The organism is Flavobacterium sp., from assembly GCF_039930565.1.
Lineage (GTDB): Bacteria > Bacteroidota > Bacteroidia > Flavobacteriales > Flavobacteriaceae > Flavobacterium.
In genome coordinates, this window is record NZ_JBDTTP010000022.1 from 16,310 (window position 1) to 30,208 (window position 13,899).

A 13,899-nucleotide genomic window follows, 5' to 3' on the forward strand; every position below is an offset into this window, starting at 1 on the left:
TTCTATTTGTTTTTAACTGAAGCAATCTTGGTATTTATTCCAAACGAAAAAACTTTGCTTTCTTGCTGAATATAGTGGTAAATGGCAAGTGCTTTACCTAAAAAATCAATTTTTTTTTGCTGGGATAATCCAACTAAGATATCAGCAAATTGTTCCTGCTGATTCCAATCTAAGTGACATTGTTGTAACAGAATGATTAATTCTTCTTCCGGTATTTCAATTGTTCTTTCTAAGCTTAAGCCAAAACTTTTAAGCTGCTCGTCTATAAGACTCGTATCTTCGGCATTCCAAAATTTAGGAACAAAAATAAGTGCATGTAAAGTTCTTAGAGTATTCTCTATTCTGATACTTTCTTCATCTCTCAGACCTTTGTTGAGCATGATTTATTGTTTTTTATCAGAGTTAAATTTCTGACTATATGTTGTTCCGCTAAAGATTAAATTCTTTTCTTGAAAAGGATCATTATTTCTATTACCAATCTTTTTAATAATTCGGTAAATAAAATATAAAACCGGCAACGAATAATATATAAATCCCATACATATTGGGACATACGGTTTATCTATAAATAATCCGCTTGCTTTTACAGTATCAAAATATTTGGATTTTTCTAAAAACTCTTCTGTTAATCCTAATTTCGGAATTATCTCATTTCCGAAACATACGGCAAAAATTAGAAAGAAATACAACATTGCTTTTGCAGCAGACTTTCCTATTTGCACTGCCCGAACTTCCGGACTAACATCCGAAAAAGCAAATCTCATTCGGTTTAAAACCGTCAGCAAATAAATATAAAAAATATTTGTATTAATTACAGAATGGTTGAAACCATATGCAAACAATCCATACATAGGAAAAAATACAAAAAGCGATAGTTTTTTAGGCATAACTGCCATAAAAACTCCCGAGTGAACCATGATAAATTCAAAAGCCATTAAAATAGCTAAATCATTTATCATACTTACAGGATGTTGTTCCGGATGCATCCAAACCATCAAAAATACAGTCGCATAATACGCCTGAAATCCATATTCTACAAAAGAAAATGGCGAGTTTTTGGTCAAGTTTAGGTTTGCAAACATTTAGAGCATGGTTTTAAAGCTTTCAGATGCAGTCGCAGTGTTCAGACTTGAAATGAAATTGAAAACTGCGACTGAAAACTGAATACCATATTTAGTTCCCGTATTCCTTCACCGCATCAATAAACGCTTTTGCGTGATCTACGGGAATATTGGGTAAAATTCCGTGACCTAAATTTACGATATATTTGTCTTTTCCGAATTCGTCGATCATTTCGTGAACCATTTTTTTGATAGTTGGAATTGGAGAAAGCAATCTTGACGGATCAAAGTTTCCCTGAAGCGTAATGTTTCCGCCAGATAAATAACGAGCATTTCTGGCAGAACAAGTCCAGTCTACACCTAGAGCAGAAGCTCTGCTTTTACCCATTTCGCCTAATGCAAACCAGCATCCTTTTCCGAAAACAATAACCGGTGCGTGATCAGCCAAAGCCTCTACGATCTGGTTAATGTATTTCCAGGAGAATTCCTGATAATCAACCGGAGAAAGCATTCCTCCCCAGGAATCAAAAATCTGAACGGCATCAACACCTGCTTTTACTTTTTCTTTTAAGTATAAAATCGTGGTATCTGTAATTTTTTGTAGTAAAGTGTGCGCTGCAGCCGGATTAGAAAAACAGAATCCTTTTGCGGTATCAAAACTTTTAGAACCTTTTCCTTCAACAGCATAACAGAAAATTGTCCATGGTGAACCGGCGAAACCTATTAATGGTACTTCGTCATTCAGCATTTCTTTAGTCAGTTTAATAGCATCAAATACGTAGCCTAGTGCCTCATTTACATCTGGAACATACACTCTGTGAACGTCTTCCAAAGAACGAATCGGATTGGGTAAAAACGGACCGAAATTTTCTTTCATCAACACTTCAATTCCCATTGCCTGCGGTACAACTAAAATATCCGAGAATAAAATAGCCGCATCCGGTGCGATTCTTCGAATAGGCTGAACGGTAATTTCAGCAGCCAATTCCGGAGTCTGGCAACGGGTGAAGAAATCGTATTTATCACGCAAAGCGATGAATTCCGGTAAATATCTTCCGGCCTGACGCATCATCCATACTGGCGGGCGTTGAACAGTTTCTCCTTTTAATGCTTTTAAAAATAGGTCGTTTTTTAACATGTTTTTTATTTTAGGTGCAAAGTCACAAAGCGACAGAGTTGCAAAGTTTTTATTTATATTCGTTTATAGCATCTTCGATTACATCCTCAATTGTAGGCTGATCAGCAATTATGATGTTTTTAGTGATTTTATGTAAAGCTTCTGCTGTGGTTTCTCCAATGCAAAAGCACGTTTCTTTTTTGATTGTATTGTCATTTAGGTAACTCTCAACACCTGACGGACTGAAAAATAAAATTGCGTCAACAGCAGTTTTTATCTTTTGAGGTGTCAATGACGTATCATAAACCTGAATTTCATTCAATTTAATGTGAGCTTCTTTTAATGCGTTTGGTAATGTTTCCCTACGCAGATTACCACTGAAAAAGGTAAAGCTTTCGGTACGATAAATCAAAGTAATAATTTCAGCTAAATCTGATGCATAACCGGTATAAGCCACCACATTGAATCCATTTTCAGACAAAAGGATTTTTGTTTTTAGTCCAACGCAGAAAACATTTTTATTTTTTAGTTCTTCTGATTTTGGATTTGATAAAATGCTGTGAACCGCATTTTGACTGGTAAAAATTAGATTTTCGTTGAGGTCTTTTAATTCAAAAGGTTTATTTAGGGTCTGAATAAAATCAGCTTCAATAACTTCAATATTGGCATTTATAAGTGCCTGCTTTTGAGTTTTTGAAAGTATTTTTGTGGATAGTATTTGAATTGATTTTGCCATTATTTTTTTAAAGTTTCTTTGATGGATTGCATCAATTCGCTTCCGCCATCGTTCAGAATTTCCTGTGCAGCGTGAAAGCCTAATTTTTTCCATTCTTCAATAGGAACCGTTTTGTTGATTTCCAGTTTTTGTTTTCCGTCAATAGAAAGTAAAACACCTTGAAAATGCAACGTATCCTCGTCCTCATTATAAGTAACCAATGATCCAATTGGGGCAGTACAACCGCCTTCAAGAGTTCTTAAAAACTGACGTTCGATATACGTACAGATTTCAGTTTCGATATGGTTTAATTCAGATAAGGCATCCAGAGTGTAATTGTCATTTTCCATCGCCACAACAAGCATTGCTCCTTGTGCAGGTGCGGGAATCATCCAATCTAAATTGATGTAGTTTTCAGGTTTTAGGTTGATGCGCTCCAATCCTGCGGCGGCAAAAACGGCTCCATCCCAATTATTGTCTTGTAGTTTTTGCATGCGTGTGTTTACGTTTCCACGTAAATCAACAACTGTGTTATTTGGATATTTATTGAGCCACATCGCCTGACGACGCAAACTTCCGGTTGCAATTGTACTCGGATTGGTAAAATCAGGATTTCCTTTTTGAACCAAAATATCCAGAACATTGGCTCTTTCAAGAACTGCTGCCTGGACAATTCCTTTTGGTAAAGCCGTTGGAACATCTTTCATAGAATGAACAGCAATATCAACATCTCCATTAATCATGGCAATGTCAAGTGTTTTAGTAAAAATTCCGGTGATTCCCAGTTCGTATAACGGTTTGTCAAGAATGATATCCCCTTGCGATTTTACGGCAATAATTTCCGTTTGATGTCCTAAATCGTTTAACTTTTTTTCGACTGTATGAGCCTGCCAAAGTGCTAATTCGCTGTCGCGGGTTCCTATTCTAATAACTTTTTGAGCCATACTTTTTTTGGATCCTGGAAATAAGGAACATTTTTAAACTATTTAGGAAAGATTGATTTTATATTTTTCTTCGACTGGAGAAGGAATATTTTTTGGCGCAAGCTGCCCAATTTGAAATACTTTCTCAATAAACTCAATACTCTCATCTACTGAAGTATTTTCGTCTTTTAAGTGAGTGGCAAAATGATTGGTGATTTTTTGAATGATTCTTGAACTGATTAAGTCAGCCTGTTCTTCATCAAAATTGAGTGTTTTCTTTTTCTGAAAAGCAAGTTCGCTGGCAACAAGATCATTTAATTTTGCTTTTAAGGCATGAATAGTTGGCGCATATTTACGGCCGTTTATCCAGGTATTGAATTCTAATTTCAGATCTTCAATAATAGCTTCGGCAGCCGGAATATGTTGTTTTCTTCTTTCCAGCGTATCATCTGTGATTTGAGACAGATAATCCAAATGGATTAAGCTAACACCAGGTATTTGTTCTACATCCGGATTTACATTTCTTGGAATGGATAAATCCAGTATCAATAAAGGTTTCTTTAAATTCAGTAATGTTTTGTCGATAGTTGGGTTTTGTGCTCCCGTAGCTACAACCAAAACATCAGCTTGTTGTATTTCTTCCTGTAAGTTGGCGTAATCTTTTACAATAACATTTAGTTTTCCGGCCAAAATTTCGGCTTTGTTTTTTGTTCTGTTGATAAGGGTTATGTGACCGTTTTTAGTATGTTTTACTAAATTTTCACACGTATTTCGGCCTATTTTTCCTGTTCCGAATAATAGGATGTTTTTGTTTCCGATGTCTTCTACATTTCGGATAATATATTGAACTGATGCAAACGAAACGGATGTTGCACCAGAAGAAATTTCAGTATCTGTTTTGATTTTTTTACTCGCCTGAATAACGGAGTTTACTAAACGATCCAGGAATGTATTCACAAGACCTTCTAATTTACTATGATTAAAAGCAATTTTAATTTGGCTGATGATTTCAAAATCACCAAGGATCTGACTGTCTAAACCTGTTCCTACGCGAAACATGTGATTAATAGCTTCCTGATTTTTATAGATATAAGCAACTTCCTGAAATTCTTCTACGGAACCTTTGCTGTTTTCGCAAAGTAATTTGATTAACTCATAAGGATGGTTGGCAAAACCGTAAATTTCAGTCCTGTTACAAGTAGAAGTGACGATTAATGACTGTATTCCTTCAGCTTTAGCCTGAACCAACAAATCAGATTGTGCTTTAGCATCTAAACTAAACTTTCCTCTAATTGTAGCATCTGCTTTTTTATAACTTAAACCTAAAGCGTAAAAAGTGGTGGTTCTGGACATGTTAAATTTTTCCATATTATACTTTCCTTAAAAAGTTCAACAAAATTATTACTAACTAATTTATAAAAACAACGCTAGAGGTACTTTTTATATCGCTATGGAATAAATTGATTCAAATTGGCAATTCTAAATAGTGTTTACTGCCGTTTATAATGATATCAGCCATTCGATAACTGGTTATATATACTTATTCTAAATAATAACTTTGTTTTTGCTTTAAATGATATACGAAAAAATATCGCTATGGGTTCGGGGGAATGCTATGGAGATTTATAAATGATTCACTTTCATATTACTAATACAAATTATCACCTTAAAAAAGCATCATTTTAAATAAAAACGCTACCCGAAGGCAGCGTTTTTAATAACAGAATTATTTTTGAACTATCGGAGTTCTCAATGATTCTAATACAGCAACTACATCAGTATAAAGTTCTGTATTTGAAGCTACTCCATTTGCATTCGCAGCAGCACCAACATATCCTTCAAATTTTGTGTAATCTGCATTAGATGCTTTTGTTCCCATACGTGCATTAACAGCCGGATCATGAGCCGCAACCATATTCAAACCAGAATAAGTGTTTACTGCATTAGTTCCACCAGTGTTGAACGAAAAGAAATCTGTCAGATTATCTGATAATTTAGCAATGTTCGTAGATTGTGTAGTTCCGGTTTCAGCTAAAACCGGCGCAAAATGTGCTTGTAAGTTTCCAGCAGCGCCAGATTGCACATCAGCAACAATTAGACCGATAGTTGAGTTGACTACTTTACGGAAACTCAATCTTCCTGCCTCAATCATTTGTCCTGAATTATCCGGATCTGCAACCATTTTTGTTCCGCCTAATCTTTCATAAATAGAGGCTTTTACAGGCGGTGCCGGTGTGTCATCATCATTATTGCACGAAACCAAAGTTGCCGATGCAACAAGTAATACACTAAGTGTAATTTTAGAGAAATTTTTCATAATAAAAATATTAAAGGGTTAATTAAAAAATCGATTTACTTTCTGAGATAATTTATAGCTCATACTATTCTGATTTACAGGACAAACTTCTTTATTGGCCAAATTATCCGGCAAAATATAGCGTTGAGCGTCATATTGTCTTTTAGCCATTAATTGGTTGTATACCTTTTCAGAATTAGTGATTTTATTATTGTGGAAATAAACAACTACATTTCTTTTGACAATGATAGAGTCTGAGGTCAATCCTTTGATAGATCGTAAATCAGAACATATTTGTCTGGCCTGAAGAGAATCTATGTTTTCTTTAAAATCAATCCTGCTTACCTGTAGATTTGGACTTTCATAAACAGCCGGCTTGGCTGTAATAATGTGAAAAATAAAAATGGTAATAAATAACCCGGTAACTATTAGTAAAGCCCAAAGTCCTTTTTTTATTGTTTTGTTGATTTTCATATAGTTGATTTTTAAAATGATTGGATTTAAAAATTATATACGAATGCTTTTTTGGCTTGGTTTTATTTGAAAGGGCAAAAGGGTTAGTTTAGAATTATTTTAAATAACTCAAACGTTGTAGAGGGGATATAACAGGACTATATCAGAGTATTTTCTAAAATACCCTTGCTAAATTGAACCCAAAAAACACATCGCCTTTTGTCCAGTCACCGGTAGTTCTTCCAAGATATCCTGCTTCATCAATTCCTTGGGAACTGGTAAAATGCATTTGAAAAACGTGTCCTCCGGTTTCTAAATCAAAACCTATTGATAAGGGATTGTTATATAGTGAATTTGCAGATCTGTTGAGGTGTGCTGCATAATCGATATTTAGCGACCAGCGTTTCGCAAATTTATATCTTCCGCCAAAACCTACGGCATATTGTGAATTGCTTTGTTCCACATCTTCAACAAAATTTTGGTGAAAAAATGTTGGAACAACTTCTAAGGAAAGTCTTTCAGAAAGTTTTTTTGAAATTAATAACTGTGCTACATAAGTCAGCCTGCTTTTAAATTCAAGTTTTGGATACAGGCTTTCTTTTAATGTGTTATTAATAGACAAGCTATTAAATCCGGCCACAGTAAAAGGGAAACCGTCTTTAATTTGTGAAACTAAAGTATATTTTGTTGCAAAATCATAGGCGAATTCACTTCTGGCAGCACTTACATTGATTCCATTTGTTAATCCGTATATAAATTTTATTTGTGTATTGGCATTATCCAATCCGTAGAAACCTTCAAAACCATCTTGTACAGAACCAAAACGGTGCGCGACAACAAAATACAAATCGCCTTTTGCTGCCAGTTTTGTTGATTCCAGATTAACAATCTTCAGGGCTTTAAATGCAGAGGTAACTTTTTCATTTCGGACAGGAGTATCCATTCCGGACAATAAGTCTTCTTGGCAATAGGTCAGTAATGGAAATAAAAATAATAATAGAATGAGATTTTTCATGAGGTTGGTTTTAAAATGTTATTTGATTAGCGTACAACTGAAGATTGATCGATTTTGAATTCCTGCAATAAGTCATCGTATCCTAAAAACCTTCCTTTGATTTTTAGTATTTTACCTGATACAATGTCTTTTGGTAAACTGTCTTTGAATGTTGCAAATATTTTTTCACCAATAACGATTCCTTTACTTTCAGTGTCGATATTGGTAACCTGTGCGGTCAATTCAATGGTTTTGTCCTGATATTTTAGGAATGCCAGACTATCATTGGAAGTGAATTCTTTTTCGAGTCCGGAAACGGTTACAATATAATCCGCTGTTTCGGCATCAATATTCCTGTGTCCTTTATAAGTGTAGAAGTAAACCGAAATTCCAACTAGTAGTAAAAGAAGGATTGATAGAAGTATTTTTTTTTTCATAGCTGTTTTTTTAGTGCTTAAATTATCTACGTTAAAAAGTATCTATTGGATTTGAACAATAAAATAGGCGTTCCTCAAAATCTATATCATTCATTTCAACGTATATGCTTTAGAAATGCTTTTATACTTCGTTTTACTTTATAAAATCATTCACTCTTTATAAACTAAAAACCAATCGTTATGAATTTAAAAACCTTTTTCGCCGTTTTATCATTTGCTTCAGTTCTCGTGAGTTGTACCGATGATAACCCAAGTACTTTAATTGATACTCCGCCAATTACAGGTGTGGCTACATACAATCAGAATGTGAAATCTATTATTGATAATAACTGCATTGTATGTCATGCAACAGTTCCTAAAAATGGCGCACCTATGTCATTGGTTACGTATGACCAGGTAAAAAATGCGGTTTTAAATCGTGGGTTACTTACCCGCATATCTTTAGAAAATGGCAATAGCTCATTAATGCCTAATGGTGGGCCAAGATTGCCACAAGCAACAATAGATATTGTTAAAAAATGGAACGAAGATGGATTATTAGAACAATAATCTAACACAATATGAAAAAAACTTTACTAATACCCCTACTATTGTCTTCATTTTTTGTTTTTGCACAGGAAAAAGCAATAACGAAATCGGGAACAATAACTATTGAAGCTTCTGTACCTTCTTTTCAACCCGTCAGGGGAACCAATGCCAATGTAACTTTTGTCCTAAACGAAAGAACAGGAGAAATTGCAAGCCTCGCTTTGATGAAAGGCTTCGATTTTGAAATGGCTTTGATGGAAGAACATTTCAATGAAAATTATATGGAAACTAATGAATTTCCAAAAGCAGTTTTCAGAGGAAAAATAGAAAAATTTGACACAAACAGTCTGACTGGGGATTATCAGGATTATGTCATAAAAGGAAAATTAGAACTTCATGGTAAAACCAAGGATGTTACCGCTAATGCAAAAATTACCAAATCAGGTTCCCGAATCACGCTTCTCGCAGATTTTTCAGTAAATACAAGTGATTTTGATATCCCGATTCCATCACTTATTAAATATAAACTGGATAATAAAGTCAATATTGAAGTTATTGCTGTTTTTAAATAAATGCCGAGGATAAATACCTTATAATACACAAAGGGAACTTTAATATAAAAACAAAATCATGAAAAAAATCATACTCTTAATAATGCTATCTGTTTCTGCTGTTGGCTTTTCTCAGGAAAAAATGATCAGTAAAACAGGAAAGATAACTTTTGAAGCCTCTGTTCCTTCTTTTGAAGAAGTGATGGCAACCAACAGCAATGTTACTTTTGTTATGAATACCACTACAGGAGAAATTGCAAGTTTAGCCTTAATGAAAGGATTTCGGTTTAAAGTTGCTCTGATGGAAGAACATTTCAATGAAAATTATATGGAGAGTGACCAATATCCAAAGGCAATATTTAAAGGTAAAATAGAAGGATTTGATATAAACACCCTAACGACAAGTCCTAAAGATTTTGTTATCAAAGGTAAATTAGAACTTCACGGAAAATCAAAAGACATTTCCAATACAATAAGAATAAGCAAATCGGGATCAGGAATTAGTATTTTGTCTAATTTTGATGTAATAGCCAGTGATTTTAATATTGTAATTCCTTCACTCGTTAAAAGCAAGATTTCCAATACAATAAATGTTCAAATTGTCGCCATTTTAAAATAATATGCCAAAACAATAAAGATTTTATAAATTTAGGAGCAAGTAAAGGATAAACCATCAAAAAGATTTAATTTTGAAAGGCCAATTATTCGTTTTGTAAAAAACGGCAATAGTAACTAGAAAGTAAATCAAAAATGGAGGAAGAAATAAAAATTGAGGACGACTTTACGCTTATTCGTTTTCAAAACGACAGTTCAGAACCTTTTTTTGCACAACGTGAAGTAGGGAGCGGTTTGATACAATTTCATTTCGGACTAAAGGGCAATGCCAAATTTTTGTTCAATCAGGGCAATTATGCTCTAGAATTGAAAGAAGAAAAATCGCTGCTTTTATACAATCCACAAAAAGAATTGCCGCTAAATTTAGAACTCACCCCAAATTCGTGGGTAATATCCGTAATTGTATCGATCAAAAAATTTCATGCACTGTTTTCTGCAGAAGCGGATTATATTACTTTTTTAAGTGCTGATAATAAGGACAAAAAATATTATAACGAAGGAAATATAAGTCCGTCAATGGCAATTGTGCTGAGTCAGGTATTTCATTATAACCTGCATCCATCGATAAAAAATCTTTATTACAAAGGAAAAGGATATGAATTACTGAGTTTGTATTTTAACAGGACCGAAGATCCAAATGCAGAGCAGTGTCCGTTTTTAATTGATGAGGACAATGTTTTGAAAATTCGAAAAGCCAAAGAAATCATTATCGCCAATATGGCCGAACCTCCGGGATTGCAGGAACTGGCTGATGAAATTGGTTTGAATATCAAGAAACTTAAAATGGGTTTTAAACAAATTTACGGCGATACTGTTTATGGTTTTTTGTTTGATTACAAAATGGATTTCGCCAGAAAACTACTTGACAGCGGCTCCTATAATGTAAACGAAGTAGGATTGAAAATTGGCTACAGCACCGGAAGTCATTTTATTGCTGCATTCAAGAAAAAATTTGCTACGACACCAAAAAAATATCTGATGTCTATTAATACAAATGTGTAGTTTTTTCTTTGTTAAATTAAAAGAGTATGGAATATTTATACGATGATTATATTTTAGAATTATCTAAAAAATTTTCTTCAAGATTAGAAGATATTAAATCTGATTATAATTTTGATTTAGGAGATGAATTTGAAATTGCGATTTGTGAAATTTTACGTAATTTTTTACCAACTAAATATGGTATTTGTAGAGGTTTTGTCGTTAACAGTAAAGGACAAAAAGCTGGAGATGATATTATTATATATGACCAATTGGATTTTCCAACAATTAGAACAAATAAAAAAGACGATTATTCTAGAAAAGAAAATATTCCAATTGAAGCAGTTTATGCTTACATTGAAGCAAAACATACTTTAACTAAAGAAAGTTTTGAAAAAAGTGTATATCAAATCGGAGAAGTAAAAAAATTGTGTCAAACAAGAAAGAAAACTGATCTTTATCAAACAGATGCTTTAGTAGGAAATTATGTTGACCGAGGAAATATTTTGGAGCATCTGCCGAAATATAGAAATCCGATCTTAACTATAATTATGAGTAGGTATTCATCAAATATTGAAAATAAAAAATCAGAAAATGAATTAGAAACAAAAGAATTTTTAAATTCTTTTCATAATATATTTCCTTCTGATAGCTCTTGTCCTGAATTAGTCGTTTCTGGAAAAGATAATATTTTATCAGTTGGATATATAAATGAACAAGGTGAATCAATTGGGACACTTTTTTATCCTGACAATGGTTTTAAAGTTGGTTATGAAAATCTAATGACAAAAGATTTAGCTTTTGGTGTTTTTCTTTCACATTTAATGGCATCGCTGAATTGGGTTAGATTAGGAAGCATGCCTTGGATTGAGATTCTTAATCAAGCAAGGAGCAAGATCATAATTTAGTCATCAATTTTATATATCAAAACATAAATAAAAAATAACATTTATCATATTTCCACGAAGTTGATCAAACTACTTTTGACAAAAATTTAAACTAACAAATGCTTAAAGCCTAAAGCTTAAAGCCTAAAGCAAAAAAATAATGAAAGGCGTATTATTAGTAAACTTAGGATCTCCAGAAAGTCCAACACCAAAAGATGTAAAACCATACTTAGACGAATTTTTAATGGATAAGTACGTGATCGATGTCCCGTATTTGTTAAGGGCATTATTGGTTCGCGGCATTATTTTAAGAAAAAGACCGGAAGAATCTGCGCATGCTTATGCCAAAATATGGTGGGACGAAGGCTCTCCTTTGGTAGTTTTGTCTGAAAGAATGCAGAAAAAAGTACAGCCTTTGGTAAATGTACCAATTGCTTTGGCAATGCGTTACGGAAGCATGACCATCGAAAAAGGGCTTCAGGAATTGCATGATAAAGGAGTTACAGAAGTTTTGCTTTTTCCTTTGTATCCGCAATATGCGATGGCTTCGACCTTTACAATTTTAGTAAAAGCCGAAGAAATCCGTAAAAAGAAATTCCCAAACATGACTTTTACAGATGTTCCGGCATTTTACAACAAACCGGATTACATCAAAAATCTTGCAGATTCCATTCAGAAACATTTAGTTGGCTATGATTATGACCATTTGTTATTCTCGTATCACGGAATTCCGGAACGTCATATCCGCAAAACAGATATCACCAAATCGCATTGTAAAATTGACGGCTCCTGCTGCAACACGCCTTCGCCGGCGCACGCTTTTTGCTACCGTCACCAATGTTATGAAACAACAAAACAAGTCGTAAAACTATTAGGAATTCCTGAAGATAAATGCAGCCTGACTTTTCAATCCCGTTTAGCGGGAGACAAATGGTTAGAACCATACACCGATGTTGAAATTGATAAAATGCCAGGAAAAGGAATTAGAAATCTGGCAGTTGTAACACCGGCTTTCGTTTCAGATTGTTTGGAAACTCTGGAAGAAATCGCCATGCGTGCGAAAGAAGATTTTGAAAAAAACGGGGGAGAGAATTTCTTTGCAATCCCATGTTTAAATGATGATGATGAATGGTGTGAAACCGTTGGGAACTGGATTAATGATTGGGCGAAATAATTTTAAACATTGTATATAAATGATATTTGAAATTCCTTACAATGAAAAAACAACAAGATCACAAGCTAAATTACTTTTCGATTTACATTGGAAATCTTTGCTTAAGAAAAATAATGTAAATCTTTATATTGGTTTGATTCTTATTTTATTGGGGATTTCTATTGTTGTAGGTCAGGACAATTTGGGTTATATTTTTGTTGCAGGTGGAATTCATTATCTAATAAATTTTGTTAATTATCTGTTTTATTATAGAAAAACAAAAAAGAAATACTTTGATCTTATTGATGAGAATATTGCTGAATATCTCTTAAATGATGAAATGAATGTTTGGCAGCTTTTAGAAGATTGTTTTTGTTATACAGATTTTAAGTTAGACTTAAAAATAAAATGGAACGCTTTTAAAACCGTTAAAGTAATAGATGATATTATGATATTGGAAATCAGCAGTAATGTTGCTTCTAATTTTATACTTGAAAAACACGAAGTCGGTAATGAAAACTTCGAAAAGATTATAGCTTTTGTAGAAACAAAAATTAAAAGAGATGGAATACTATAACTACTTAAAATCATTACACATCATTTTCGTATTAACTTGGTTTGTGGGATTGTTTAATATAGTGCGCCTTTTTGTATACCAAATTGAAGCGAACGACAAACCATCACCTGAAAAGGAAATCCTGCAGGCGCAATTCAAAATAATGAGTTACCGGTTGTGGTATATTATTACCTGGCCATCAGCAATTCTGGCGAGTATTTTTGCTTTTTGGATGCTGTTTTTTACCGATTTGGGGAATGCGTGGCTCAAAATGCCATGGATGCATATTAAATTAGGTTTCGTTTTCCTTTTATATTTGTATCATCTAAAATGCCATCAGATTTTCAGACAATTACAAAACGATGAAGTAAAATATTCAGGCAATTATATGCGTTTGTTTAATGAAGGCGCCACAATTATCCTTTTTGCAGTAGTCTTTTTGGTTGTTCTAAAAAGTGCCTTTAATTGGATATTCGGCGTTGTTGGCATCATTTTATTCTCTGTTTTACTAATGCTGGGCTATAAATTTTATAAAAGAATAAGAGAAAAAAAGTAATTAGTAAAAAGTGATTAGTTATTAGCTTTTAAGATTTTACCAATCACTAATTACTATTCACTAATCACTATAATAT

Annotated in this window: 18 protein-coding genes; 8 read left to right on the forward strand and 10 right to left on the reverse strand. The window is 33.5% G+C overall.

Annotation, left to right across the window (positions count from 1 at the left end):
• Positions 1 to 2: 2 nt before the first annotated feature.
• The 10 genes from ABI657_RS07725 to ABI657_RS07770 all read right to left on the reverse strand — a co-directional run bounded on the left by ABI657_RS07725 (position 3) and on the right by ABI657_RS07770 (position 7,996).
• Positions 3 to 380, reverse strand: coding sequence for a hypothetical protein (locus ABI657_RS07725; RefSeq protein ID WP_348096666.1), 378 nt, complete (start codon positions 378 to 380; stop codon positions 3 to 5).
• Positions 381 to 383: 3 nt separating this feature from the next.
• On the reverse strand, positions 384 to 1,082 hold the full coding sequence (locus ABI657_RS07730; protein ID WP_348096667.1) for a hypothetical protein: 699 nt from the start codon (positions 1,080 to 1,082) through the stop codon (positions 384 to 386).
• Positions 1,083 to 1,173: 91 nt separating this feature from the next.
• Positions 1,174 to 2,199, reverse strand: coding sequence for a uroporphyrinogen decarboxylase (gene hemE, locus ABI657_RS07735; protein WP_348096668.1), 1,026 nt, complete (start codon positions 2,197 to 2,199; stop codon positions 1,174 to 1,176).
• 49 nt (positions 2,200 to 2,248) lie between these two features.
• Entirely contained in the window at positions 2,249 to 2,914 is a 666-nt protein-coding gene (locus tag ABI657_RS07740; RefSeq protein ID WP_348096669.1) for a uroporphyrinogen-III synthase, read from the reverse strand.
• Positions 2,914 to 3,837 carry a hydroxymethylbilane synthase gene (gene hemC / locus ABI657_RS07745; RefSeq protein ID WP_348096670.1) on the reverse strand — a complete coding sequence of 308 codons (924 nt, stop codon included), beginning with the start codon at positions 3,835 to 3,837 and terminating at the stop codon, positions 2,914 to 2,916. Before hemC ends, ABI657_RS07740 begins: the two co-directional genes overlap by 1 nt.
• Before the next feature lie 42 nt (positions 3,838 to 3,879).
• On the reverse strand, positions 3,880 to 5,184 hold the full coding sequence (gene hemA / locus ABI657_RS07750) for a glutamyl-tRNA reductase (protein WP_348096671.1): 1,305 nt from the start codon (positions 5,182 to 5,184) through the stop codon (positions 3,880 to 3,882).
• Positions 5,185 to 5,542: 358 nt separating this feature from the next.
• Positions 5,543 to 6,133, reverse strand: a complete 591-nt coding sequence (locus ABI657_RS07755) for a hypothetical protein (protein ID WP_348096672.1) — start codon at positions 6,131 to 6,133, stop codon at positions 5,543 to 5,545.
• A gap of 18 nt (positions 6,134 to 6,151) precedes the next feature.
• Positions 6,152 to 6,586: a hypothetical protein gene (locus tag ABI657_RS07760; RefSeq protein WP_348096673.1), complete on the reverse strand. Its 435-nt coding sequence runs from the start codon at positions 6,584 to 6,586 to the stop codon at positions 6,152 to 6,154.
• A gap of 154 nt (positions 6,587 to 6,740) precedes the next feature.
• Positions 6,741 to 7,580, reverse strand: a complete 840-nt coding sequence (locus ABI657_RS07765; protein ID WP_348096674.1) for a DUF5777 family beta-barrel protein — start codon at positions 7,578 to 7,580, stop codon at positions 6,741 to 6,743.
• 26 nt (positions 7,581 to 7,606) lie between these two features.
• A complete protein-coding gene (locus tag ABI657_RS07770) occupies positions 7,607 to 7,996 on the reverse strand; it encodes a hypothetical protein (protein ID WP_348096675.1) in 390 nt (129 codons plus the stop codon).
• 180 nt (positions 7,997 to 8,176) lie between these two features.
• Between ABI657_RS07770 and ABI657_RS07775 the strand changes: the two genes are divergently transcribed.
• From ABI657_RS07775 to ABI657_RS07810, 8 genes are all read left to right on the forward strand, one after another.
• Positions 8,177 to 8,545, forward strand: coding sequence for a hypothetical protein (locus ABI657_RS07775; protein WP_348096676.1), 369 nt, complete (start codon positions 8,177 to 8,179; stop codon positions 8,543 to 8,545).
• A gap of 11 nt (positions 8,546 to 8,556) precedes the next feature.
• Entirely contained in the window at positions 8,557 to 9,096 is a 540-nt protein-coding gene (locus ABI657_RS07780; protein ID WP_348096677.1) for a YceI family protein, read from the forward strand.
• 58 nt (positions 9,097 to 9,154) lie between these two features.
• Positions 9,155 to 9,694, forward strand: coding sequence for a YceI family protein (locus tag ABI657_RS07785; RefSeq protein ID WP_348096678.1), 540 nt, complete (start codon positions 9,155 to 9,157; stop codon positions 9,692 to 9,694).
• Between the two features lie 131 nt (positions 9,695 to 9,825).
• Positions 9,826 to 10,692: an AraC family transcriptional regulator gene (locus ABI657_RS07790; protein ID WP_348096679.1), complete on the forward strand. Its 867-nt coding sequence runs from the start codon at positions 9,826 to 9,828 to the stop codon at positions 10,690 to 10,692.
• Between the two features lie 26 nt (positions 10,693 to 10,718).
• A complete protein-coding gene (locus tag ABI657_RS07795; RefSeq protein WP_348096680.1) occupies positions 10,719 to 11,579 on the forward strand; it encodes a DUF6602 domain-containing protein in 861 nt (286 codons plus the stop codon).
• Between the two features lie 139 nt (positions 11,580 to 11,718).
• On the forward strand, positions 11,719 to 12,732 hold the full coding sequence (gene hemH / locus ABI657_RS07800; RefSeq protein ID WP_348096681.1) for a ferrochelatase: 1,014 nt from the start codon (positions 11,719 to 11,721) through the stop codon (positions 12,730 to 12,732).
• Between the two features lie 19 nt (positions 12,733 to 12,751).
• Positions 12,752 to 13,288, forward strand: a complete 537-nt coding sequence (locus tag ABI657_RS07805; RefSeq protein ID WP_348096682.1) for a hypothetical protein — start codon at positions 12,752 to 12,754, stop codon at positions 13,286 to 13,288.
• Positions 13,275 to 13,823 (forward strand): CopD family protein, encoded by a 549-nt coding sequence (locus ABI657_RS07810; RefSeq protein ID WP_348096683.1) that lies wholly within the window; start codon positions 13,275 to 13,277, stop codon positions 13,821 to 13,823. The genes ABI657_RS07805 and ABI657_RS07810 overlap by 14 nt, the downstream gene beginning before the upstream one ends.
• Positions 13,824 to 13,899 lie beyond the last annotated feature (76 nt).

What these genes read in the sequence shown, in the direction of transcription:
- ABI657_RS07725 (WP_348096666.1), bottom strand. Translation starts at nt 380, where the DNA reads ATGCTCAACAAAGGTCTGAGAGATGAAGAAAGTATCAGAATAGAGAAT.
- ABI657_RS07730 (WP_348096667.1), bottom strand. Translation starts at nt 1,082, where the DNA reads ATGTTTGCAAACCTAAACTTGACCAAAAACTCGCCATTTTCTTTTGTA.
- hemE (WP_348096668.1), bottom strand. Translation starts at nt 2,199, where the DNA reads ATGTTAAAAAACGACCTATTTTTAAAAGCATTAAAAGGAGAAACTGTT.
- ABI657_RS07740 (WP_348096669.1), bottom strand. Translation starts at nt 2,914, where the DNA reads ATGGCAAAATCAATTCAAATACTATCCACAAAAATACTTTCAAAAACT.
- hemC (WP_348096670.1), bottom strand. Translation starts at nt 3,837, where the DNA reads ATGGCTCAAAAAGTTATTAGAATAGGAACCCGCGACAGCGAATTAGCA.
- hemA (WP_348096671.1), bottom strand. Translation starts at nt 5,184, where the DNA reads ATGGAAAAATTTAACATGTCCAGAACCACCACTTTTTACGCTTTAGGT.
- ABI657_RS07755 (WP_348096672.1), bottom strand. Translation starts at nt 6,133, where the DNA reads ATGAAAAATTTCTCTAAAATTACACTTAGTGTATTACTTGTTGCATCG.
- ABI657_RS07760 (WP_348096673.1), bottom strand. Translation starts at nt 6,586, where the DNA reads ATGAAAATCAACAAAACAATAAAAAAAGGACTTTGGGCTTTACTAATA.
- ABI657_RS07765 (WP_348096674.1), bottom strand. Translation starts at nt 7,580, where the DNA reads ATGAAAAATCTCATTCTATTATTATTTTTATTTCCATTACTGACCTAT.
- ABI657_RS07770 (WP_348096675.1), bottom strand. Translation starts at nt 7,996, where the DNA reads ATGAAAAAAAAAATACTTCTATCAATCCTTCTTTTACTACTAGTTGGA.
- ABI657_RS07775 (WP_348096676.1), top strand. Translation starts at nt 8,177, where the DNA reads ATGAATTTAAAAACCTTTTTCGCCGTTTTATCATTTGCTTCAGTTCTC.
- ABI657_RS07780 (WP_348096677.1), top strand. Translation starts at nt 8,557, where the DNA reads ATGAAAAAAACTTTACTAATACCCCTACTATTGTCTTCATTTTTTGTT.
- ABI657_RS07785 (WP_348096678.1), top strand. Translation starts at nt 9,155, where the DNA reads ATGAAAAAAATCATACTCTTAATAATGCTATCTGTTTCTGCTGTTGGC.
- ABI657_RS07790 (WP_348096679.1), top strand. Translation starts at nt 9,826, where the DNA reads ATGGAGGAAGAAATAAAAATTGAGGACGACTTTACGCTTATTCGTTTT.
- ABI657_RS07795 (WP_348096680.1), top strand. Translation starts at nt 10,719, where the DNA reads ATGGAATATTTATACGATGATTATATTTTAGAATTATCTAAAAAATTT.
- hemH (WP_348096681.1), top strand. Translation starts at nt 11,719, where the DNA reads ATGAAAGGCGTATTATTAGTAAACTTAGGATCTCCAGAAAGTCCAACA.
- ABI657_RS07805 (WP_348096682.1), top strand. Translation starts at nt 12,752, where the DNA reads ATGATATTTGAAATTCCTTACAATGAAAAAACAACAAGATCACAAGCT.
- ABI657_RS07810 (WP_348096683.1), top strand. Translation starts at nt 13,275, where the DNA reads ATGGAATACTATAACTACTTAAAATCATTACACATCATTTTCGTATTA.